Genomic DNA, 21,784 nt, shown 5'->3' on the forward strand with positions numbered 1-21,784 from the left:
TAAGTATCAGGTCGGAAAAGAATGCGCAACAGATAGTTCGCCGATCGTGTAACTATTGTATCAGCCGATATATCTGGCGATCACCAGATGGCCGGGTGTCGGCTGGCCGTCTTCCATGCGCACGTTGATATCCGAGATCTCGACGAGTTCGAAGCCGGTGGCCGCCAGCCTTTCTCTCACATAGGCGTCGGCGTGAGCGAAGCGCTGATGCGGGCCGACCATATAGGCGCGGCCGGCGAGGGTCTCTTCAGGCAGGGTCTCCGAGGAGAAGATGAACAGGCCGCCTGATGTCAGGTTCTCGGCGGCGCCGAAGAACAGCGGTTCGAGCGCGCCGAGATAGGGCAGCACGTCGGTGGCGGTGATGATGTCGAAGGCTTCCTCATCATTATCGTCGAGAAAATCCTCGACTTCGGCGACGAAAAGCGTCTCGTAGAGATCCTTCTCATGGGCGATCTCGACCATCTTCTCCGAAAGGTCGATGCCGGTCATATCCTCGCAGAGGTCGCGCAGCGCGCCGCCGGTGAGGCCCGTGCCGCAGCCGAGATCGAGCAGCCGCTTGAACGGCCCAAGCTTCAGCGCCTGCAGGTGCTGGCGCACCAGCATTGGCACGTGATAGCCGAGCTGCTCGACGAGCACGTCCTCGAAAACCTCGGCATGCTGGTCGAACAGGGTCTCGACATAGGCGTCGGGCGCCCTGACCGGTGTTTCGCCCCGGCCCATTGCGGCGATGCGCACGGCGGCACCGCCGTGATCGTCGGGATCGATCGCCAGGACTTCCTCATAGGCCGCAACGGCCGCATCGACATTGCCGGCCTTTTCCAGCGCCAGAGCGCGGTTATAGGCCTCGCCGAGAGCCTCTTCGTCGATCTTCTTTGCCATCGCAGTCCATCGTCCTTTTGTTTCAGCCATGCGTCTACGGCGGCTTTCGATGTTTTGCAATGGCGTGGCTGCGGGCGCAGAATGGCGGCAAAGAAGATGAAGGGAGGAAAGCAATGAAATCGGAACAGGATAGGCCGTCATCGGCTCTTGAAGGAGAGGCTGTGCGGGCGTTGCTGCTGCCCGGTACGCCGGGCGAGATTACCAATACACTCAGCCATTATTATCGCGGCGAACTCGGGCGGATGACGAGCTGGCGCGATCGCATCGACCGGACGTCGAACTGGGCGATCACCGTGGTGGCGGCGCTGCTCTCGGTGTCGCTGTCGACGCCGACCTCGCATCATGGGGTGCTGCTGTTCGGGATGATGCTGGTGACGCTGCTTCTGATTATCGAGGCGCGGCGATACCGCTTCTTCGATATCTATCGCGCCCGCATCCGCCAGATCGAGCGCAGCTATTTCGCGCAGATCCTGGCGCCGCAGGCGGGGGCCAGCAGCGAATGGGCCGCGGTGGTCGCCAGCAGCCTGCGCAAGCCGCGTTTCCTGCTCAGCTATCGGGATGCGATGCACCGTCGGCTCAAACGCAACTACGGCTGGATGTATTCCATCCTGTTTCTTGCCTGGTGCCTGAAGATCTCGACGCCGAAACTGCAGACGGAGGGCATGCCGGCGTTGCAGGCGCAGTCCTGGACCTATGTCATCGACAATGCTGTGCTCGGGCCCATTCCCGGCCTTGCCGTTATCGTCATCGTTGTCGCCTTCTACCTCGCCATCCTCAGTTTTGCGCTCCGTCCGGCCCGTGATCAAGGCGAATTCGGCCATGGCGAGGCGCATGTCTGATGCTGCGCAAGCCGGATCAGTGCAGGATGAACTCGCCCTTCAGCGCCCGCCACTCGGTCGCCGAGATCAGCTTGCGGTGGATGTAGCGCACCGAATGCAGCGGTCCGTCGAGCTTCTCTTCCCAGAATTTCAGGAAGCCGCGCATTTCGGGAAAATCGGGGGCGAGATCATATTCCTGCCAGACATATGTCTGCAGGATCGCCGGATGATCCGGCAGGTGGTAGAGAATCTGGGCTGTGGTTAGACCATAGCCCTGTAGTTGTTTTTCCATGTCCTTGTGCATCGTGTTCACTTCTTCTCGTTCCCACTCGCGCGCTTATTAGCGCTGCTTGATATGGAAACATGCGAGTGGTTAACGAAAGCTTTACAGATACCTCATAAAAGGACAATTCATATTTGATATCAATAACTTGGCAGCAGGTCTCCGAGAGTGCTGCCAAAGTCAGATCGAAGTCATCAACGCTTGAGATGCCGGGTCAGGCGGCGTTCGATCCAGGCCCAGAGATGGCGTAGCGCTTCGACGATGGCGAGGTAGAAGATCGCCGCCCAGAGATAGGTCTGATAGTCGAAGGTGCGGGAGAAGGCGTAGCGGGTTTCGCCCATCAGGTCGAGCACGGTGATGATGGCGACGACAGCCGAGCCTTTGATCAAAAGAATGATCTCGTTGCCGTAAGGGCGAAGGGCGACGATGAGAGCCTGCGGCAGAGTGATCTTGCGGAAGGCGATGAACCTATGGATGCCGAGGGCAGCGGCCGCCTCGTGCTGGCCGCGTGGCACGCTTTCAATGGCGCCCCGCAGGATCTCTGCCTGATAGGCTGCGGTATTGATGGTCATGGCAAAAAGGCCGCAATACCAGGCATCGCGAAAGAACCACCAGATGCCGACGGCCTCAAGCTGCGGGCGAAATACGCCGAGGCCGTAATAGACCAGAAAAAGCTGGGCAAGCAGCGGCGTGCCCCGGAAGAAATAGATATAGCCGTAGGCGAGCGCATTCAGCAGCCGGTTTTTCGACATGCGCGCCGCGGCGAGCGGCAGCGACAGAACTGCGCCGCCGATGACGGAAATGAAAACGAGGCTGAGTGTAACCCCGAGACCGTGGAGATAGCGCGGTCCGTAGCGGGTGAATTTTTCCGGATCCCAGCCGTTGACCACGGAGATCACCAGCAGCGCGCCGAATACTGCCCAGACGGAGACGAGAATATAGCCGGCGATGCGCGCCGGCGTCATCGGCTTCACCACTTCACGCGGTGCGGGCTGCGGCGGGATCAGCGTTTCGGCGTAGCTCATCGGCGGACCTCCGAACGTTTGGCCCAACGCTCGACATAGACGAGCAGAAAGGAGGAGAGGATGGCGAGCACCAGATAGAGGCAGCAGGCCAGGCCATAGAAGAAGAAGGGTTCTTTGGTGACGCGCACGGCAACGCTCGTCTGGCGCAGGATATCGGCAAGGCTGATGATCGACACGTAGGAGGTGTCCTTCAGGAGCACCATCCAGAGGTTCGTCAGGCCGGGCAGCGCGATGCGCACGAGCTGCGGCAGGATGATCAGGCGCAGCGTGCGGCCGTGATGCAGCCCGAGCGCGTCGCCCGCCTCATATTGCCCCTTCGGAATGGCGCGAAAGGCCGAGAGCAGCACTTCCGAACAATAGGCTGAAAAAACCACCGAAAGCGCGATGACGCCGGCGAGGAAGGCATTGATCTCGACCGGCGGTCCGTCATAACCGACGAAGGTCAGCAGAGACTGGATCAGCATCTGCATGCCGTAATAGATGATAAAGAGCGTCAGAAGTTCCGGCAGGCCGCGGAAGATCGTCGTGTAGATGCCGGCCGCCAGACGCAGCGACTTTTCTTCAGACTGCTGGCCGAGCGCGACCAGGAAGCCGATGGCGAGGCCGATCGGCAGGGTGACGATCGCCACCGAAACCGTGACCTGCAGGCCAACTGCAATCTCGTCGCCCCAGCCGGTATCGCCACAGGCAAGGATCGTCGACTGTCCCAACCAGGTGAAGATGCCAACGGGTCCGCACAGCGGATCGAAAATGTGCACAAGTGAGCTCCAGAAGGAGCCGAGCGCGGAAAATAATCCGCCCATGCGTGAATTCCCCTCACGGCTTTTGCCGTTTTGATCTTGCCATCTTTGTCAAACAAAAATGGCGGAAGAGCAAGCCTTCCGCCATTACCTTGATCGGCCAGATAGCGAATTTCTTATTCGCCGTAAACGTCGAAGTCGAAGTACTTGTCCTGGATCTTCTTGTATTCCCCGCTGGCGCGGATCGCAGCAATTGCCGTGTTCAGCTTTTCCTTGAGCGGATCGCCCTTGCGGATGGCAATGCCTGCGCCGTTGCCGTTGATTTCCTTGTCGACTGGCAGGGTCGTCAGGATCTTGCAGCAGGCGCCGGCGTCGGACTTGACCCATTCGGAGAGAACGACGACGTCGTCGATGACGGCGTCGACACGGCCGCTGGCAACGTCGAGCTTGTATTCGTCAGCTGTGGGATAGAGCTTCAGCTCGGTGTCGGCCAGATGCTTCTCGGCATAGTTGGCGTGCGTCGTAGAGGTCTGCGCGCCGATGACCTTGCCTTTGAGGCCGGCAACGTCGGTGATCTTCGAATCCTTCGGCACGGCGATGGCCGGCGGGGTGTTGTAGTACTTGTTAGAGAAGTCGACGAGCTTCAGACGCTCCGGCGTGATCGACATGGAGGAAACGATCATGTCGAACTTCTTGGCGTTGAGCGCCGGAATGATGCCGTCCCAGTCGGTGCTGACAAAGGAGCATTCGGCCTTCATCTCGGCACAGAGCGCTTTGGTGATGTCGATGTCGAAGCCCTGGATCGTGCCGCTCGCGTCGACGAATTCGAAGGGCGGATAGGTCGAATCGGTGCCGATCACATACTTCTCGCCATCGGCCATGGCCGAGCCGGCGAAAAGGGACATCGCCGCGATCGAGGCTGCCGCGAAAATACGGGTGGAGATATGCATGAGGATCCTCTCAGTTGGTAGCCGCCGCTCTTTTTCTCGTGGCTGACGGCCGCAGTTCAACGGTACCGAGACCGCCTTGCGGCGATAATCAGACTTTTTTTCATGGAATTGCAACACAAATCCCATCGCAATTGGGCGGTGCAAATAACAGGCGAGATGAACGTCGGCAGACTGCAACATTCACGCGAGGTTAATCCTCGGCTTCCTAGAACCGGAACAAATCGGCGGTTCGGCAATTGCCATTTCGCCGTTTCGCCTCATTGCGACGCTAGGGGCGGAAGCAGGGCCTATCGGCCTTCAGGAAGCTCAAACAGGATCGAGGAAACCCGATGGGCATGAAATCAAGATTATTCGCAAGCGCGGCTTTTCCGCTGCTTTCCCTTTCGCTGGCGTTCCAGCCGGCATCGGCAATGGCCGCTGTGCGCGACGTCGCGACGCAGGCTCAGTCCGTGCGGCAGGTCGAGCAGGGCAGCTTCGAGGTGGCGCAGGACGCGCCTCAGGATGCGCCTTCCGAGGAGGAGTTGCTGAAGAAGAAGCGCAAGCAGAAGGAAGAGGCTCCAGCCGAGCAGGCGCCGGCGGCCGAGAAGCCGAAGGAGGCACCCGCCGAAAAACCGAAGGCCGAGCGGAAGGAGGCGCCCGCGCCCGAACCCAAGGCCGAACCGGAGCCGCCGAAGGCCGAAGCCGCGCCGAAAGAGCAGCCCGCGCCGAAGGCGGAAAGCAAGCCCGAGCGAAAATCCAAGCAGGAAGCCCAGCCCGAGGCAAAGCCGGAAGCCGCACCGCAGCAGGAGCAGCCTGTAACACAGGAAAAGCCGAGGAAGCCGAAGAAGCAGGCCGAGCCGGAGGCTCAGCCGCAGCCCGAACAGCAGCCGGCAGCAAAGGAAGCGCAGCCGGAGACGGAACAGGCGCAGCCGGAAGCCAAGCCGGAAGGCGGCAAGCGGGCCAAAGGTCAGGACAAGGCCCAGGGCAAAGATAAAGGCAAGGGCAAGGCTGAGACCGCCGCTCCCGAGGCCGTGACGCCGGCCGAGGAGCAGGCCAAACCCGAAGTCAAGCCGGAGGCAAAACCCGCCGCCGAGGCGCCGGCTGAGAAGAAGCCGGCAAAGGGTGAAGCCGCAGCACCTGCGGAGAAGCCGACCGAAGGCAAATCGACTGACGGCAAGGTGACCGAAGCGCCCGAAGATAAGGCAGCGGCACCGGAGGCCGCACCCGCTGAAAAGCCGCAGGACGGCACCGCGGCAAAGCCTGCCGGCGAACAGCCCGCCGGCGGCAAGTCGGCCGCGCCAGCGACCGACACTGCCCAGCCGCTGCCGGACGCCAGCGGCGGCCAGCAGGTGGAACAGGCCATTCCGGCGCCGGAAAAGGTTTCGCCGGAAGAGCTGGAGCGCCGCAAGAAGGTCGCCGCAGACCCGGCCAAGAGCAATGAGACCGTCGTGCTGCCGGTCGAGAACGGTGCAGCCGTGCTCGACAGCGATAAGGATGCCGACCGCAGCAAGGGCCGGGAAGGCCGCCGCGATCGCGACAGGCAGCGCGCCGACAGCCAGGAGGTGAAGGTGCCGACCTCGGATGCCGATGCGCAGGCTGCTACCGCCGGCAAGGCGCCGACGATCAAGCTCGAGGCGGTAACCAGCGAGAAGGGCCGGAAGCTCGGCGAGCGGCCGCAATTCGTCCGTCCCGACGGCGCCCGCTTCGACGACCGCAGCGACGACGGTCGTGTGATCATCCAGTACGACAATCGGGTGATCGTGCGCGGCGACGATGACAGGCGGTTCCTGCGTGACGGCGAGCGACCCAGCTACGAGGAACTCTCGGGCGATCGCTACCGTGAGACGATCACGCGGCCGGAGGGCTATCGCATCGTCACGATCCGCAATCGCTACGGTGACATCATCCAGCGATCCCGTGTCGATGCCCGCGGGCGCGAGCATGTGCTCTATTACTCACAGGATCTCTACGACGATCCGGACCGCGACTATTTCGAGGATCCGGGCGCCGACCTGCCGCCGATGCGGCTGCGCGTACCGCTCAGCGATTATATCATCGATACCCGCAGCGATCCGAACCGGGACTATTACGAGTTCCTGAGCGAGCCGCCGGTGGAGCCGGTCGAGCGTGTCTATTCGCTTGACGAGGTGAAGTATTCGGCTCGTATCCGTGACAAGGTGCGCCGCATCGACCTCGACACCATCACCTTCGCAACCGGCAGCGCCGATATCCCGATGACGCAGGCGCGTACGCTGCGCAAGGTCGCGGACGCGATCAACCAGGTGCTCGAGAAGGATCCGAGCGAGACCTTCCTGATCGAAGGTCATACCGATGCCGTGGGCTCCGACCAGAGTAACCTGGTCCTCTCCGACCAGCGGGCGGAATCGGTCGCCAACGTGCTCTCCGACGTCTACGGCATCGCACCGGAGAACCTGGCGACGCAGGGCTATGGCGAGCAGTACCTGAAGGTCAACACATCGGGCCCAGAGCAGGAAAACCGCCGCGTCACCATTCGCCGCGTGACGGCGCTGGTCCGCCCGGTTGCTGCCAACAAGTGATGAACAAGCGCCCCTCTCCAGGAATGGGGAGGGGCGTCTTTCGCTTTCGACTTGTCCACTTCTCCGCATCGGGAGAAGAGGCCCGCAGGGTCGGGACCGCAAGGCGCGCCATTCATGATTTGCCTGTCGCGTGCCTCAGCGCATTCGCGGCGCTACTCCCCGGCTTGCCTGGCCGCCTTTTCGATAATGTCGGCGACTTTTTCCGGTTGAGAGGCGAAGACGGCGTGGCTGGCCTTGATCTCGGTCACTTCACTGCCGGCGCGCTTTGCCATGTCACGCTCCAGTTCGGGATTAATGGAACGATCCTCGGTGGCGACGATCGACCAGCTCGGCTTTGTCAGCCACGCCGCCTGGCCAATCTTGGCAGAAAAAGCCTGCTTGGCGGCGAAGACCTGCGACCTTGCCATGAAATCCGCGTCGGCTTGCGGTAGGTCGGCGGCGAAATCGGCGGCGAAGGCGCCCGGATCGAGATAGAGATACTTGCCGTCCTTCGTTTCCTTGATATCCATGCTGCCGGCCGGCTTGGAGCTCGCGAGGCTCAGCAGGCTTTCGCCCTTGTCGGGCTGGAAGGCCGCGACATAGACGAGGCCTGCGACATTGGGGTCATTGCCGGCTTCGGTAATGACCATGCCGCCATAGCTGTGGCCGACGAGCAGGCTCGGTCCGTCCTGAAGGTCGAGAACGCGCTTCGTTGCCGCCACATCATCGTCGAGCGACGTAATGGGCTCCTGGACGATGGTGACGTTGAAGCCGCGCTTCTCGAGAATCTCCGTCGCCTTGCGCCATCCCGAGCCGTCGGCGAGCGCGCCGTGGACGATGACGATGTTCTTCACCGCGGCAGCCTCTGCAGCGAAGGCGATGGCGGTGGTGGCGAAGGCAAGGGCTGCGGTGAAAAGAAAACGTCTGTTCATTAGGGATTACTCCTTTGGTCGTCGTTGAGGATCGGAATTGATCGGTCTGCGGCTCAGCCGAAGGTGAAGGCGTAGGCCCGCACCCCGGGATCGAGGAAGTGGATCTCGAAATTGCGGGCGCCGACCGTGCCGGACTGGCGGACGAGCTGATAAAGCCTGGTCGCCGTGACCGTGCCTTTGCCATCGGCATCGATGTCGGAGCCGTGGTCCGGCCCGGGCACCCTGCCGTCGACCGTCACCTGGAAGCGGATCGGCTTGCCGTCGCCGCCGGGCCCGAGAACAAGATGCAGGTCGCGGGCGCTGAAGCGATAGGTGATGCCGCCGCCGGCCTGGTCAAGCGTCGCCTGATCCTTGCCGACAGTCCAGGTTCCCGACAGGCCCCAGCCGTTGAGGTCGGGTTCGGCGATCGAATAGTTCTGCGGGGCGTCGGCCTGCAGCCCCTCGGGCGAGGCGAAATTCGCCGCGTGTTCGTAGCCGAGATAGGTTTCGCCGGAGCGGATATTGCCGAGGTCCGGACCTGCTTCCACGCCCCTGGCATTGGGCGCGACCGGCGCACTTGACGTCATCTGGCTGCCGGCCTCGCGCAGCAGGTCCTGAATGGCTTTTTCGGTCCTGTCGTAATTGCCTTCGCCGAAATGGTGGTAGCGGATCTGCCCCTTGGCGTCGATCAGATAGCCGGCAGGCCAGTAGCTGTTTTCGAAGGCGCGCCAGATTTTGTAATCATTGTCGATCGCAACGGGATAGCCGATCTGGAAATCACTGAGCGCCTTCTTGACGTTGTCGATCTTCTTTTCGAAGGCGAATTCCGGCGCGTGGACGCCGATCACCACGAGGCCCTGATCCGCGTATTTTTCCGCCCAGGCCCTGACATAGGGGATCGTGCGAATGCAGTTGATGCAAGAATAGGTCCAGAAGTCGACGAGCACCACTTTGCCCCGCAACTGCTCCGTGGTCAGAGGCTTGGAGTTCAGCCATTCGATGACGCCGTCGAGCGACGGTGCATAACCTTCGACCGGCAGATCGCTGAGGAATGGTTTCTTCGCGTCGGCGATCACTACGTCGTTGCCGGCGACCTCGGCGGCTGCGCCGGTGGCGGGCTTGGCATGCAGCCGGTCGAGCACGACCTGTTCCAGCGAGGCGGTGCTGGCATAGGAAAGCCGCGACAGCAGGCTGGTGTCGAGGCCGAGCGCGATGACGGCGACGCCCGTGATGACCGCAGCACCGAGACCTTGGCGAACCCTGTCCCCGAGCCCTAGGGAACGCTTCATGGCGGCGAATATCCTGCCGCCGACAAGCAGGGCGACGGCAAGCGACGTTGCGGCACCGGCGGCATAGGCGATCAGCAGGAAGGTCGTCTGCAGGTTGGCGCCCTGCAGGGCGGCGCCGGTCAGGACAAGGCCGAGGATCGGCCCGGCGCAGGGCGCCCAGAGCAGGCCGGTGGCGGCGCCGAGGATGAGGGCGCTCTTGACCGTCGGCGCGGCGCGTCCACTGCCGTTGGCGTTCAGAAGATTGTTGCCGAGATCGACGATCGGCCGGGCAAGGGTGCTTGCAAAGCGCGGCGACAGAAGGCTGGCGCCGAAGAGCGCCAGCAGGACGATCGCGGCGAGGCGGCCATATTCATTGGCGCGGATGGCCCAGCTGCCGCCGACCGCGGCAAGGGTGGCGACGAGGGCGAAGGTGGCGGCCATGCCGGCCAGCATCGGCAGGGTGCTGCGAACAAATGGCTGTCCGGCACGGGCGAAGACGAAGGGGAGAATGGGAAGGATGCACGGGCTGAGGATCGTCAGCGCGCCTCCGAGATAGGCAATGATCAGCAGTGTCATCATCGTTTTCCTTTGAAACCGATTGATCGGGCGCTGGACGGCGATGGGCCTGAACCAGCAACGACGGGGATATGGCCGGGTCGACGTATCCCGGATGTGTCCGGTTTCGCGGGAAAATGTACCGAAGTTTGCAGATGGGCGATCGCGATACAAAGCGACACAAACGGGGTCGCACCGCGCGATTGTATCAAAATGTATCCCGGCGGCCGGAAGCTACATCAGCATTCAATAATGGTCGCTCATGACATATCGCTGATACAAGTGGAACGTCTTTTGAGGACGTGATCCATTCGACAGGAGAGACCGATGTCAGAGCAAATCAACCATCACCGCCGCCGCTTCTTCGGCATGACGGCAATCGCCCTTGCTGCCGTCGAATTCGGCGTGGCCGGGACAGCCGTCGCCCAGTCGGCGCTGCCGGCCGTGAAGGCCGGAACCAATACGTCTTTTGAAGCGCTGAAGCAGGTGAAGGCGGGCGTGCTCGATATTGGTTATGCCGAGGCCGGCAGAGCGGATGGTCCCGTTGTTCTGCTGCTGCATGGCTGGCCCTACGATATTTATAGTTTCGTCGATGTTGCGCCGCTGCTGGCCTCGGCAGGCTATAGAGTGATCGTCCCCTATCTACGTGGTTACGGCACGACCCGTTTCCTGGACGACCAGACACCGCGCAACGGTCAGCCGTCGGCGCTGGCCGCGGATATGATCGCGCTCATGGATGCGCTCGATATCGAGAAGGCGGTCATTGCCGGCTATGACTGGGGCGGGCGGACGGCCAACATTATGGCGGCGTTGTGGCCGGAGCGCTGCAAGGCGATGGTCTCGGTGAGCGGCTACCTGATCGGCAGCCAGGAGGCCAACCTCAAGCCGCTGCCGCCGAAGGCTGAGCTGGCTTGGTGGTATCAGTTCTATTTTGCAACCGAGCGTGGGCGGCTGGGTTACGAAAGCAATACCCATGATTTCGCAAAGCTCATCTGGCAGACGGCTTCGCCGAAGTGGAATTTCGACGATGCGACTTTCGACAGGTCGGCCGCCGCCTTCGACAATCCCGACCATGTCGCGATCGTCATTCACAATTATCGCTGGCGCCTCGGGCTTGTCGAAGGCGAGGCCAAATACGATGCCTATGAAAAGACGCTTGCCGGATTGCCGATGATCTCGGTGCCGACGATCACCATGGAGGGGGATGCAAACGGTGCGCCGCATCCGGAGCCCTCCGCCTATGCCGGAAAGTTCTCCGGCCGATACGAGCATCGCACGATCGGCGGCGGCATCGGGCATAACCTGCCGCAAGAGGCACCGCAGGCTTTTGCGCAGGCGGTCATCGACGTCGACCGCTTCTGATCGCTGGCGCGGGGCCGCATTGCTCCGTCCGGCGGAATATGCGTAGGTCGCGTCAGCGCCTCCATGTCGAGGCGAAGGGCGCGACTGCTTCTATCGGTAAGGGAATACAGACATATGGATCATGTCGATCACATCCTGGTCGTCGATGACGATCGCGAAATCCGCGAGCTGGTCTCGGGCTATCTGCAGAAGAACGGGCTGAGGACCAGCGTTGCCGCGGACGGGCGGCAGATGCGCAGCTTTCTCGAAGCCAACGCCGTCGACCTGATCGTGCTCGACGTGATGATGCCCGGCGACGACGGGCTGGTGCTGTGCCGCGAATTGCGCTCCGGCCGGCACAAGGCCATCCCGATCCTGATGCTGACGGCCCGCACCGACGAGATGGACAGGATCCTCGGGCTAGAGATGGGCGCCGACGACTATCTCGCCAAACCCTTTGCCGCGCGGGAGCTGCTAGCCCGCATCAAGGCGGTGCTGCGGCGCACGCGCATGCTGCCGCCCAACCTGCAGATCAGTGAAGCGGGGCAACTGCTGAGCTTCGGCGACTGGCGGCTCGACACGGTCGCCCGGCATCTGCTCGACAAGGAGGGGACGGCGATTGCACTCAGCGGCGCCGAATACCGGCTGCTTCGCGTCTTCATCGATCATCCGCAGCGGGTGCTCAATCGCGATCAGCTTCTGAGCCTGACGCAGGGCCGCGACGCCGATCTCTTCGATCGTTCGATCGATCTCCTGGTCAGCCGGCTGCGCCAGCGGCTGGGCGACGATGCGCGCGAACCGACCTACATCAAGACGGTGCGCAGCGAAGGCTATGTATTTTCTGTTCCGGTCGAAATTACGGAGCTGCGTCCATGAGGGCGGCCATCCCTTCGTTGGTGGGTTCTGTATGGCCGAGGACGTTGCGGTCGCGGATCTTCCTCATCCTTCTGATCGGTCTCGCCCTTGCCTACGGGCTGTCCTTCAGCGTGCTCTACATGGAGCGCACCATGTCGGCCAAAGCTGTGATGCTCGGTACGCTGGAGAATGACGTTGCAACGTCGATCGCCGTTCTCGACCGGCTCCCGCCTGGCGAGCGCGGCGATCTTCTGGATCGGCTCGGCCGGGGCAACTACCGTTTCGTGCTCGGGACGGGCCTTCCCGGCGTGCCCGACACGTCAAGCAAGGGGGCGGAGATATCAGGCAAGATCGAGGAGGCGATCGGGCATCGTTTTCCGATCAACGTCGAACGGATCCCAGGCGAGGTGAACCGATTGCAGGCGCATCTGACGCTGAGCGACGGAAGCCCGCTGACGATCGACGTCACACCGAAGGGCGTCATGCCGATCGCCGCATGGCTGCCCTATGTCTTCATCGTCCAGATGCTGCTGCTCATCCTCTGCACCTGGTTTGCGGTTCGCCAGGCGATCCGGCCGCTCGGCACGCTTGCTGCCGCCGCCGATGCCCTCGATCCCAACAATGACGGTTCCGCCTTGAGTGAGGCCGGTCCGAGCGAGGTCGCGCATGCGGCGAGGGCATTCAACGCGATGCGGGAGAGGATCGCCCATTATCTCGAGGAGCGCGTGCAGATCCTGGCGGCCATCTCGCACGACCTGCAGACGCCGATCACCCGCATGCGGCTGCGCGCCGATATGGCGGAGGATTCGCCCGAGAAAGACAAGCTGGTACATGATCTCGGCGAGATCCAGCGCCTCGTCCAGGATGGCATAGCCTATGCGCGCAGCGCCCACGGCAGCGGCGAGAATAATGCCCGCATCGATCTCGCCTCGTTCATCGACAGCATAGCCTACGACTACCAGGACACCGGCAAGGCGGTGACGGTCGTCGGGCCGGTTCAGGGCGCCGCCTCGACCAAGCCGCACGCTCTTCGCCGTATCCTGTCGAACTTCATCGACAATGCCTTGAAGTTTGCGGGTGCTGCCGAAATCAGCGTCGGGCACAACGCGGAAAACGATATCGTCATCACCGTGATGGATCGGGGGCCTGGAATTCCTGACGAGATGCTCGAAGCCGCCATGCAGCCTTTCTTCCGGCTGGAGCAATCCCGCAACCGGGAGACCGGCGGCACGGGTCTCGGTCTTGCGATCGCCCAGCAGCTGACCGCCAAAATCGGCGGATCCCTTCGACTCTACAATCGCCCCGGCGGCGGGCTGGCGGCGGAAGTCACTCTTCGGTGACGATGGGGCCGCCGCAAAGTTTCCGGCGTTTCTGTATGGGAAAATACCCTGGATAACGGATGCTACGTTTTGTGACATTACGGCCGATGTCGGAAACATGCCCGATACAACAGTCGGTCAAACACACTCCGTTCAAGCCGGTCGCGGCAGCAGCCATGGAGGATTTGATGCGATTGATGATCATCTGCATTCTGGGAGCGGCGGTTTTCGCCGCGCCCTGCATCTACGACGTAAGCTCGCGGGAACCTTCGCCGCTTGCCGGCCTCGTGACGGCGGCATCCACGGTTTCCGTTTCAGGCCATCAGGGAGAAAGACTGTGAAACTGTATCAGAATGAAATTTCCTCGGCGACCTCAAGAGTCCGGATCGCGCTCGCCCTGAAGGGGCTGACGGCCGAGGCGCTGCCGGTCAGCATTCTCGGCGAAGAGGCCGAGAGCCGGCAGGCCGGATATCGCAGCGTCAATCCGCAAGGGCTGGTGCCGGCCTTGCTTACGGATGACGGCGTTCTCATCACCCAGTCGCTGGCGATCATCGAATATCTCGACGAGGTCCAGCCGCAACCGGCGCTGCTGCCCGACACAGCGGAGGGCCGGGCACTGGCGCGGTCGATCGCGCTGGCGATCGCAGCAGAGATCCATGCGCTGCTGCCGCCGCGGATCGGGCTGCATCTGAAAACGACCTTCCAGGCCGATGCCGATGCCATTGCCGCCTGGAGCCGCCATTGGGTCGGTGAGGGAATGGCAGCTGTGGAGACGATGATTGCCGGCCGGAGGCAGGGCGCCTTCGCCATCGGCGACCGGCCTGGCGTTGCCGATATCTTTCTCTTCCCGCAGGCGATCAGCGCCCGCCGCATGGGCTTCGATCTCGCCCGGTGGCCCAATATTGCCGAGATTGTCGGCAGGCTCGAGGCGATCCCGGCTTTCCAGGAGAACGCGCCGGCGCCGAGACGATGACGCGATGAAGAGGCGGCCGCAAACGATGGCGGCCGCTTCCTTTCTCAGCGGTTGACCCTTGCCTGCAGATGCGCGGGATAACGATCGCCTTCCACCTTGATGCTGGCGAGCGCGCTTTCGATATTGCCGCGATCCTCAACGGTCAGTTCGACGTCGGCGGCTGCGATGTTCTCGTCAAGCCGATGCAGCTTGGTGGTGCCGGGGATCGGCACGATCCAGCGCTTCTGCGCCAGCAGCCAGGCGAGCGCCACCTGGGCAGAGGTGACCTTCTTGTGCGCGGCGATCTCTGCGAGGAGATCGACGAGCACCTGGTTGGCCTTTCGCGCGTCTGCCGAAAACCGCGGCACGATGTTGCGGAAGTCCTTGCTGTCGAAGGTTGTGGTTTCGCTGATCGCGCCGGTGAGGAAGCCCTTGCCGAGCGGACTGAACGGCACGAAGCCGATGCCGAGCTCTTCCAGCACCGGAAGGATCTCCTGCTCGGGCTCGCGCCACCAGAGCGAATATTCGCTCTGCAGCGCCGTCACCGGCTGGACGGCCTGGGCGCGGCGGATCGTCTGGGCGCCGGCTTCGGAGAGGCCGAAATGCCGGACCTTGCCTTCCGCAATCAACGCCTTGACCGTGCCGGCGACGTCCTCGATCGGAACATCCGGATCGACGCGATGCTGGTATAACAGATCGATGACATCGGTCTTCAAGCGCTTCAGCGCCTGGTCTGCAACCGCGCGGATCTGCTCCGGGCGGCTGTTCATGCCGCTCTGGCCGCCATTGGCGTCGAAGTTGAAGCCGAATTTCGTGGCGATCACCACCTCGCTGCGGAAGGGAGCGAGCGCCTCTCCCAAAAGCTCTTCGTTCTTATAGGGTCCATAGGCCTCGGCGGTGTCGAAGAAGGTCACGCCGCGTTCGAATGCCCGCCGGAGCAACGCGGTCGCCTCCGGTATGCCGGTTGCCGGGCCGTAACCATAGCTCAGCCCCATGCAGCCGAGACCGATGGCCGAGACTTGAAGTCCGCTCCTTCCGAGTTCACGCTTCTGCATAGACGTTTCCTTTCTAGCCTTGATATTGTCTGTCGGTGACATGCTCCATCCAGTCGACTACCTTGCCGTCGAGCCGTTCCTGGATGGCGATATGGGTCATCGCCGTCGTCGGCGACGCGCCGTGCCAATGGCGTTCACCGGGTGCGAAGCAGACGACGTCTCCGGCGCGGATCTCCTCGACAGGCCCGCCGTCGCGCTGCACGCGGCCGCAGCCCGAGGTGACGATCAGCGTCTGGCCGAGCGGGTGGGTGTGCCAGGCGGTTCGGGCGCCGGGCTCGAAGGTGACGCTCGCGCCGGCCGCGCGTGCGGGGCTCGTCACTGCAAACAGCGGATCGACGCGCACGCTGCCGGTAAACCAGTCGGACGGTCCCCTGGCCGAAGGCTGCGAACCGCTTCGCTTGATGTCCATCTCGTCTTCCTTTCCGGTTGTTGGGGCGCGGTTTCCGCCTGGGGCAGACATGTCTGCCTGGGATAACAAGCTATTTAGCGCGTGGGCGTAGTCGCGATTAGGTGGTAGAAACGGCAAGAACTCATGAGGAAATTTCATAAATGCCACGTCCCGCCGTCAACGACCTGATCGCCTTTCTTGCCGTTGCGCGCGCGCAGAGCTTCACCAAGGCGGCGGGCAAGCTGGGAGTTTCGCAATCGGCGCTCAGCCACACCATCCGCGGGCTGGAGGAAAGGCTTGGGCTGCGCTTGCTGACACGGACGACGCGCAGCGTCTCGCCGACGGAGGCCGGGGAACGGTTGCTCCTCACCATAGGCCCGCGCATCGACGAGATCGAGACCGAGCTTGCGGCCTTGAGCGCGTTCCGGGAGAAGCCGGCCGGCACCGTCCGCATCAATGCCGGCGAGCATGCGGCCGATGCCGTACTCTGGCCGGCCTTGGAAAAGCTCCTGCCTGATTTTCCCGATATCAATGTCGAGATTATCGTCGACTACGGCCTGACCGACATCGTCGCCGAGCGCTACGATGCGGGGGTGCGGCTTGGAGAACAGGTGGCGAAGGACATGATCGCGGTGCGCATCGGCCCGGACATGCGCATGGCCGTGGTCGGCGCTCCCGCCTATTTCCACACCAGGCCGAAGCCGTTGACGCCGCAGCAACTGACCGACCACAATTGCATCAATCTGCGCCTGCCGACCTATGGCAGCGTCTATGCCTGGGAGTTCGAGAAGGACGGGCGTGAACTCAGGGTTCGCGTCGAAGGACAATTGATCTTCAACAATATCGCGCTGCGGCTCAGCGCGGTGCTGGCGGGCCTGGGGCTTGCCTATATGCCGGAGGACGTGGTCGCAGCGCATCTGGCCGACGGGCGGCTGGTGCGCGTGCTCGAGGACTGGTGCCTGCCGTTTCCCGGCTATCATCTCTATTATCCGAGCCGCCGGCACACGTCGCCGGCCTTTGCCGTCGTCGTCGATGCGCTTCGTTATCGAGGATAGACGCCGGCGTTTCGAACGGCCCGGACGGACGCACATCCGAGCCGCCGGCGTTCGATCGATCGGCTTTACCGGAGGCGAAATCACGCCTGCCGGCGATTTGACATTCCATCGCTCGCCGCTAATTCCCATTAAAACTGAGGAAACAATGGATGAATACTGCGGCGCCTGCCACGAAAGCCCGGACCGGGGTGTCCGGTTTGGATACAATTCTGGCGGGGGGCCTTTCCACTGGCCACGTGTTTCTCCTCGAAGGAAATCCGGGAGCCGGCAAGACGACTATCGCATTGCAGTTTCTGATCGAAGGGGCGCGGCTCGGCGAGCAGGGGCTCTACATCACCCTGTCGGAAACCGAGAGCGAGCTTAGGGCCGCTGCCGCATCGCACGGCATGGTGGTCGACGGCAATATCGAAGTCTTCGAGCTCGTGCCTCCGGAAAGCTTGCTGGGTGCCGACCAGCAGCAGAGCCTGCTTTATTCCTCGGATCTTGAACTCGGAGAGTCGACACAAGAAATCTTCGCAGCTTTCGAGCGGGTCAGGCCGAACCGGGTGGTTCTCGACAGCCTGTCCGAAATACGGCTGCTCGCGCAAAGCTCGCTGCGCTATCGCCGGCAGATTCTTGCGCTCAAACATTATTTTGCCCGACAAGGAGCGACCGTCCTTCTCCTCGACGATCTGACCTCCGACACGCTTGACAAAACGGTGCACAGTGTCGTGCACGGGGTCATTCATCTCGATGAGCTGGCGCCGAATTACGGCGCCGAGCGGCGACGCCTGAGGGTGACGAAATACCGCGGGCAGGCGTTCCGCGGCGGGTATCACGATTTCACCATCCAGACCGGCGGTGTCGTCGTGTTTCCGCGTCTCGTCGCCGCCGAACACAGGTCGAATTATGCTCGCAATCAGCTTTCCAGCGGTATTGCCCGGCTGGACCTGCTTCTCGGCGGCGGGCTCGAACGAGGGTCGAGTACATTGATCCTGGGTCCGGCCGGTACCGGCAAGAGTACTTTCTCGTTTCAATTTTTGATGGCGGCCATCGCACGCGGCGAACGGGCGGCTGCCTTCATCTTCGACGAGGAGCTTGGTTTGCTCTTCACGCGCCTGAAAGCGCTCGGCATGGATCTTGAGGCCCTGAGGGATCAGGGTCTGCTGCATATCGAGCAGCTCGATGCCGCGGAACTGTCACCGGGTGAATTCGCCCATCGGGTCTGTGCTTCCGTTGACAGATCGGGAGCGAAGACCGTCGTCATAGACAGCATCAACGGCTACCAGGCCTCGATGCCAGACGAGAATTCGCTGATATTGCATATGCACGAGCTGCTGCAGTATCTGAACAGGCAAGGCGCCAACACCTTCCTCACCGTTGCCCAGCATGGACTGGTCGGCGACATGAAGGCACCTGTTGATGTGACCTATCTCGCGGACACCGTCATCCTGCTGCGATATTTCGAGGCGGTCGGGCGCGTGCGGCGGGCGGTCTCCATCATCAAGAAAAGGACCGGCCACCACGAGGACACCATCCGGGAATATCGGATCGATGCTGGCGGCCTGACATTCGGAGATCCCATCGTCGGTTTCCAGGGCGTGCTTCGTGGTGTTCCGGAGTTCGTCGCAGCGACCGCTCCGCTTTTGCCCACTGACAGCGAGGACGGCGGCAATTCCTAATCTCCAAGACCCGAAGGCGCTGATCTACGCACCGGCCGGACGCGACGCCCAGGTCGCGGCATCGTTGACCGATGAGGCCGGACTAGCCTCGATAGCTGTTGCCGACCTCACTGTTTTCGCATCATCCCTCGACGACGAAGTCGCGGTGGGCATTTTGACGGAAGAGGCCGTCCGCGGGTGTGACCTGACACCGATTGCTGCCTGGGTTGCCGCTCAGCCAAGCTGGTCCGATCTGCCGTTCATCGTCCTCACCCAGCGTGGCGGCGGACCTGACCGAAATCCTGCCGCTGCCAGGCTTTCCGAGCTCCTCGGCAACGTGACTTTTCTGGAGAGGCCGTTCCATGCCACGTCCTTCATCAGCGTTGCGCGGACCGCACTGAAGGGGCGGCTGCGCCAGTATGAAGCGCGCGCCCGGCTGGAGGCTTTGGGAGAGGGAGAGCGGCGGCTGCAGACAGCGCTCGCCGCCGGTCGTCTCGGGGCGTGGGAGCTGGAGCTGTCCTCGATGGTCTTGTCGGCTTCGGCGACCTGTAAGGCAGTCTTCGGCCGAGGGCCGGATGATGAGGTGACGCGTGACGATCTGATCGCAAGCATCCATCCCGACGATCGCGACTTTGTGCTGGCGCGCCTGCGCCAGACAATCGATACCGGCCGCGACTATTCGTTGGAGCACAGGACGCTCTGGCCGGATGGATCACTGCATTGGACCGAGGTTCATGCCCAGCTTTATGCCGACAGATACGGTTCCGCCAGGAAGCTCGTCGGCGTCTGCTCCGATACCACCGCCCGCAAGACCATCGAGGAAAATCTGAGACGGCTCAACGAAACCCTCGAAGAACGCGTCAGGGAGCGGACCAGGGAGGTCAACGCCGCCCACCAGACCCTGGTTGAAGAGGTCGCCCAGCGTGAAAGAGCCGAAGAGCAGCTTCGCCAATCCCAGAAAATGGAAGCGATCGGCCAACTCACCGGCGGCGTCGCCCATGACTTCAACAATCTGCTGATGGTCGTTCTCGGAAATCTGGAGCTGCTCGGCAAACACGTGGCCGGAGACGCCAAGGCGACGCGTCTCGTCGACGGGGCGCTTCAGGGCGCGCGCCGCGGGGCGGCGCTGACGCAACGGCTCCTGGCTTTTGCCAGACAGCAGGATTTGCAGGTCAAGCCCGTCGATCTGGCCGAGCTGGTTTCCGGCATGAACGACCTCCTGCGGCGCTCGGTCGGCACTTCGGTCAGCATCGAAACCACCCTGCCGGCAAGATTGCCGCCGGCACTGGTTGATGCGAACCAGCTCGAATTGGCGCTGCTCAACCTTGCCGTCAATGCCCGCGATGCGATGCCGGATGGGGGCGCCGTGTCCATTTCGCTGCGCGAGGAAGAGGTCGTCTGTGGTAACGACCATCTCGGCGAGGGAGCCTATCTTGTCCTAGCGGTGACCGACGGCGGCACCGGCATGGACGCGGAGACGCTGAAGAAGGCCGTCGATCCGTTTTTCTCGACCAAGGAACTCGGAAAGGGCACGGGCCTGGGATTGTCGATGATCCACGGACTTGCCGTTCAGCTCAATGGCGCACTTATTCTGAAAAGTCAGCTTGGGGTGGGAACGACCGCGGAATTGTGGCTTCCGGCGACCGAACGGTGGCCCGAGCGGCGCGCCGAGCCCGAACTGCCCGCTTCGCCGGCCGCATCCAGGCTGAAGATCCTGCTGGTCGATGACGACGCCTTGATCGCCATGAGCTCGGTCGACATGCTCGAAGATCTCGGCCATGAGGTCGTCGAGGCAAATTCCGGTTTGCAGGCGCTAGAGTTGATCAGGAGCGGTCAGCATTTCGATCTTGTCATCACCGATTATTTGATGCCCGGCATGACCGGCGCACAGCTCGCCGCGGCGGCGCGGGACATTCATCCGGCGCTGCCAATCGTGCTGGCGACAGGTTATGCCGATCTTCCCGCCGGCACCGATATCGATCTTCCGAGGTTGGGAAAACCTTATGATCAGGCCCAGCTCGCCAAGGAAATCGCCAGGGCGGTGGCCGGCGAGACTTCTCAAGTGCTCGGATCGGGCCGCGCGCGGGGTTCAGGGCTGCTGTTCAAGGCCGACGATCGCTGCGATGAAATCGGCGATGGCGCCTGTGTCGTCTAGATCGAAGACGGGCAGGGCCGTATCCGCAACGGCATGATCGGCGGCGATGGCGCGGATATGAGGGTCGCTCGGCGCCAGCGGCTGGCGATTGGCGGCCTCCAGGCGGCGGGCCTCGATCTTCGGGATCGGTTCGCGCTTGTAGCCTTCGATCAGCACGAGATCGCAGGGGGCGAGACGGGCAAGAATTTCCTCGAATTCGGGTTCGGGGGCGCCGCGCAGCTCGTGCATGATGGCGTAGCGCGTGCCGGAGACAATGGTGACCTCGTGAGCGCCGGCCTGGCGGTGGCGATAACTGTCGGCGCCGACCTTGTCGATGTCGAAATCATGATGGGCGTGCTTGATCGTGGAGATCGTGTAGCCGCGGCGGGTGAACTCGGTCACCAGCCGGACGGCGAGGCCGGTCTTGCCAGAGTTTTTCCAGCCGGCGATGCCGAAGATTTTCGGGGCGGTCATGCGCGAAGGGCCTCCAGCCAGCGTTGCGCCTCGACGAGATCATCGGGCGTGTTGATGTTGAAGAAGGGATCGAGCAGGCTGGCGCGGGTCGGATGCAGCGGAAACGCGACTTCCGTTACGTCATGCCGTAACAGGAAGTCACGCACGCGGCGCTTTTCGTCGGCGGCGATCCAGGTTTCGAGATCGGCGGCAAGCGTCACCGGCCAGAGACCGAAGACGGGATGGCTGCGGCCCTCGGAGGCGGCGATGGCGATCTGCGACGGGCGTTCGAGCGCTGCCGCCAGCCGGGCGACGAGATCGGCCGGGAAGAACGGGCAATCCACAGAGACGGTGACGACATGGGTGACCGCGGGCAGGCCGGCGGCATAGACCATGGCCGCATGAATGCCGGCCAATGGCCCGGCCTTGCCGGGGAAACGGTCGGGAACGACGGGAACATCCTCAGTGGCGGTATCGGCATTGACGGCAACGGGAACGACCTGCTGCGAGAGGCGGGTCAGCACATGGCGGAGCAGGCTTTCGGTCCCGAGCATCACGTCCGCCTTGTCGCGGCCCATGCGCTGCGAGCGGCCGCCGGCCAGCACGACGCCTGCTATATCGGATCTGTCGAGCGAGAATTCAGTCAT

Annotated in this window: 21 protein-coding genes; 10 read left to right on the forward strand and 11 right to left on the reverse strand. The window is 62.6% G+C overall.

Annotated features, from left to right (window positions below; genetic code table 11):
- Nucleotides 1–60: 60 nt before the first annotated feature.
- Nucleotides 61–879: a methyltransferase domain-containing protein gene (locus tag ATY75_RS17265; RefSeq protein ID WP_064838814.1), complete on the reverse strand. Its 819-nt coding sequence runs from the start codon at nucleotides 877–879 to the stop codon at nucleotides 61–63.
- Between the two features lie 113 nt (nucleotides 880–992).
- On the opposite strand from ATY75_RS17265, the gene ATY75_RS17270 reads away from it, so the two are divergent.
- Nucleotides 993–1,718: a DUF2270 domain-containing protein gene (locus ATY75_RS17270; RefSeq protein ID WP_065092384.1), complete on the forward strand. Its 726-nt coding sequence runs from the start codon at nucleotides 993–995 to the stop codon at nucleotides 1,716–1,718.
- A gap of 16 nt (nucleotides 1,719–1,734) precedes the next feature.
- Here ATY75_RS17270 and ATY75_RS17275 read toward each other — a convergent pair whose 3' ends face one another.
- The 4 genes from ATY75_RS17275 to ATY75_RS17290 form a co-directional block, all read right to left on the reverse strand.
- Nucleotides 1,735–2,001 carry an usg protein gene (locus ATY75_RS17275; protein WP_003594110.1) on the reverse strand — a complete coding sequence of 89 codons (267 nt, stop codon included), beginning with the start codon at nucleotides 1,999–2,001 and terminating at the stop codon, nucleotides 1,735–1,737.
- Between the two features lie 173 nt (nucleotides 2,002–2,174).
- Nucleotides 2,175–3,005 carry an ABC transporter permease gene (locus ATY75_RS17280; RefSeq protein ID WP_088938516.1) on the reverse strand — a complete coding sequence of 277 codons (831 nt, stop codon included), beginning with the start codon at nucleotides 3,003–3,005 and terminating at the stop codon, nucleotides 2,175–2,177.
- The gene (locus tag ATY75_RS17285; protein ID WP_088938517.1) at nucleotides 3,002–3,808 is read right to left on the reverse strand and encodes an ABC transporter permease; all 807 of its coding nucleotides are present in this window, start codon (nucleotides 3,806–3,808) and stop codon (nucleotides 3,002–3,004) included. Before ATY75_RS17285 ends, ATY75_RS17280 begins: the two co-directional genes overlap by 4 nt.
- Before the next feature lie 113 nt (nucleotides 3,809–3,921).
- Nucleotides 3,922–4,695 (reverse strand): transporter substrate-binding domain-containing protein, encoded by a 774-nt coding sequence (locus tag ATY75_RS17290; RefSeq protein ID WP_064838806.1) that lies wholly within the window; start codon nucleotides 4,693–4,695, stop codon nucleotides 3,922–3,924.
- 329 nt (nucleotides 4,696–5,024) lie between these two features.
- Here ATY75_RS17290 and ATY75_RS17295 point away from each other — a divergent pair, with 329 nt between their 5' ends.
- Nucleotides 5,025–7,232: an OmpA family protein gene (locus ATY75_RS17295; protein WP_088938518.1), complete on the forward strand. Its 2,208-nt coding sequence runs from the start codon at nucleotides 5,025–5,027 to the stop codon at nucleotides 7,230–7,232.
- Between the two features lie 152 nt (nucleotides 7,233–7,384).
- On the opposite strand, the gene ATY75_RS17300 is transcribed toward ATY75_RS17295, so the two are convergent.
- Both ATY75_RS17300 and ATY75_RS17305 read right to left on the reverse strand, forming a co-directional pair.
- Nucleotides 7,385–8,143, reverse strand: a complete 759-nt coding sequence (locus ATY75_RS17300; RefSeq protein ID WP_088938519.1) for an alpha/beta hydrolase — start codon at nucleotides 8,141–8,143, stop codon at nucleotides 7,385–7,387.
- A gap of 53 nt (nucleotides 8,144–8,196) precedes the next feature.
- The gene (locus tag ATY75_RS17305; RefSeq protein ID WP_088938520.1) at nucleotides 8,197–9,966 is read right to left on the reverse strand and encodes a cytochrome c biogenesis protein DipZ; all 1,770 of its coding nucleotides are present in this window, start codon (nucleotides 9,964–9,966) and stop codon (nucleotides 8,197–8,199) included.
- A gap of 306 nt (nucleotides 9,967–10,272) precedes the next feature.
- On the opposite strand from ATY75_RS17305, the gene ATY75_RS17310 reads away from it, so the two are divergent.
- From ATY75_RS17310 to maiA, 5 genes are all read left to right on the forward strand, one after another.
- Nucleotides 10,273–11,307 (forward strand): alpha/beta hydrolase, encoded by a 1,035-nt coding sequence (locus ATY75_RS17310; RefSeq protein ID WP_088938521.1) that lies wholly within the window; start codon nucleotides 10,273–10,275, stop codon nucleotides 11,305–11,307.
- Nucleotides 11,308–11,421: 114 nt separating this feature from the next.
- Complete coding sequence (locus ATY75_RS17315; RefSeq protein ID WP_088938522.1) at nucleotides 11,422–12,162, forward strand: response regulator; 741 nt, start codon at nucleotides 11,422–11,424, stop codon at nucleotides 12,160–12,162.
- A complete protein-coding gene (locus ATY75_RS17320; RefSeq protein WP_088938523.1) occupies nucleotides 12,159–13,481 on the forward strand; it encodes a HAMP domain-containing sensor histidine kinase in 1,323 nt (440 codons plus the stop codon). The genes ATY75_RS17315 and ATY75_RS17320 overlap by 4 nt, the downstream gene beginning before the upstream one ends.
- Before the next feature lie 167 nt (nucleotides 13,482–13,648).
- Complete coding sequence (locus ATY75_RS34635; RefSeq protein ID WP_172601191.1) at nucleotides 13,649–13,801, forward strand: hypothetical protein; 153 nt, start codon at nucleotides 13,649–13,651, stop codon at nucleotides 13,799–13,801.
- The gene (gene maiA, locus ATY75_RS17325) at nucleotides 13,798–14,433 is read left to right on the forward strand and encodes a maleylacetoacetate isomerase (RefSeq protein ID WP_088938524.1); all 636 of its coding nucleotides are present in this window, start codon (nucleotides 13,798–13,800) and stop codon (nucleotides 14,431–14,433) included. Before ATY75_RS34635 ends, maiA begins: the two co-directional genes overlap by 4 nt.
- Before the next feature lie 44 nt (nucleotides 14,434–14,477).
- On the opposite strand, the gene ATY75_RS17330 is transcribed toward maiA, so the two are convergent.
- Nucleotides 14,478–15,467 carry an aldo/keto reductase gene (locus tag ATY75_RS17330; RefSeq protein ID WP_088938525.1) on the reverse strand — a complete coding sequence of 330 codons (990 nt, stop codon included), beginning with the start codon at nucleotides 15,465–15,467 and terminating at the stop codon, nucleotides 14,478–14,480.
- Nucleotides 15,468–15,480: 13 nt separating this feature from the next.
- Nucleotides 15,481–15,876: a cupin domain-containing protein gene (locus ATY75_RS17335; RefSeq protein ID WP_088938526.1), complete on the reverse strand. Its 396-nt coding sequence runs from the start codon at nucleotides 15,874–15,876 to the stop codon at nucleotides 15,481–15,483.
- A 140-nt stretch (nucleotides 15,877–16,016) separates the two neighbouring features.
- Between ATY75_RS17335 and ATY75_RS17340 the strand changes: the two genes are divergently transcribed.
- The 3 genes from ATY75_RS17340 to ATY75_RS17350 all read left to right on the forward strand — a co-directional run bounded on the left by ATY75_RS17340 (nucleotide 16,017) and on the right by ATY75_RS17350 (nucleotide 20,705).
- The gene (locus ATY75_RS17340; RefSeq protein WP_088938527.1) at nucleotides 16,017–16,910 is read left to right on the forward strand and encodes a LysR family transcriptional regulator; all 894 of its coding nucleotides are present in this window, start codon (nucleotides 16,017–16,019) and stop codon (nucleotides 16,908–16,910) included.
- 149 nt (nucleotides 16,911–17,059) lie between these two features.
- Nucleotides 17,060–18,571, forward strand: coding sequence for an ATPase domain-containing protein (locus tag ATY75_RS17345; RefSeq protein ID WP_088938528.1), 1,512 nt, complete (start codon nucleotides 17,060–17,062; stop codon nucleotides 18,569–18,571).
- The gene (locus ATY75_RS17350) at nucleotides 18,543–20,705 is read left to right on the forward strand and encodes a hybrid sensor histidine kinase/response regulator (RefSeq protein WP_088938720.1); all 2,163 of its coding nucleotides are present in this window, start codon (nucleotides 18,543–18,545) and stop codon (nucleotides 20,703–20,705) included. The genes ATY75_RS17345 and ATY75_RS17350 overlap by 29 nt, the downstream gene beginning before the upstream one ends.
- Here the strand turns inward: ATY75_RS17350 and mobB are convergent.
- Nucleotides 20,640–21,158 carry a molybdopterin-guanine dinucleotide biosynthesis protein B gene (gene mobB, locus ATY75_RS17355; RefSeq protein ID WP_088938529.1) on the reverse strand — a complete coding sequence of 173 codons (519 nt, stop codon included), beginning with the start codon at nucleotides 21,156–21,158 and terminating at the stop codon, nucleotides 20,640–20,642. The two genes, ATY75_RS17350 and mobB, sit on opposite strands and share 66 nt — an antisense overlap.
- Complete coding sequence (gene mobA / locus ATY75_RS17360; RefSeq protein WP_064841349.1) at nucleotides 21,155–21,784, reverse strand: molybdenum cofactor guanylyltransferase MobA; 630 nt, start codon at nucleotides 21,782–21,784, stop codon at nucleotides 21,155–21,157. The genes mobB and mobA overlap by 4 nt, the downstream gene beginning before the upstream one ends.

It is taken from the genome of Rhizobium sp. N122 (assembly GCF_002211295.1).
In the GTDB taxonomy this organism is placed as follows: Bacteria; Pseudomonadota; Alphaproteobacteria; order Rhizobiales; family Rhizobiaceae; genus Rhizobium.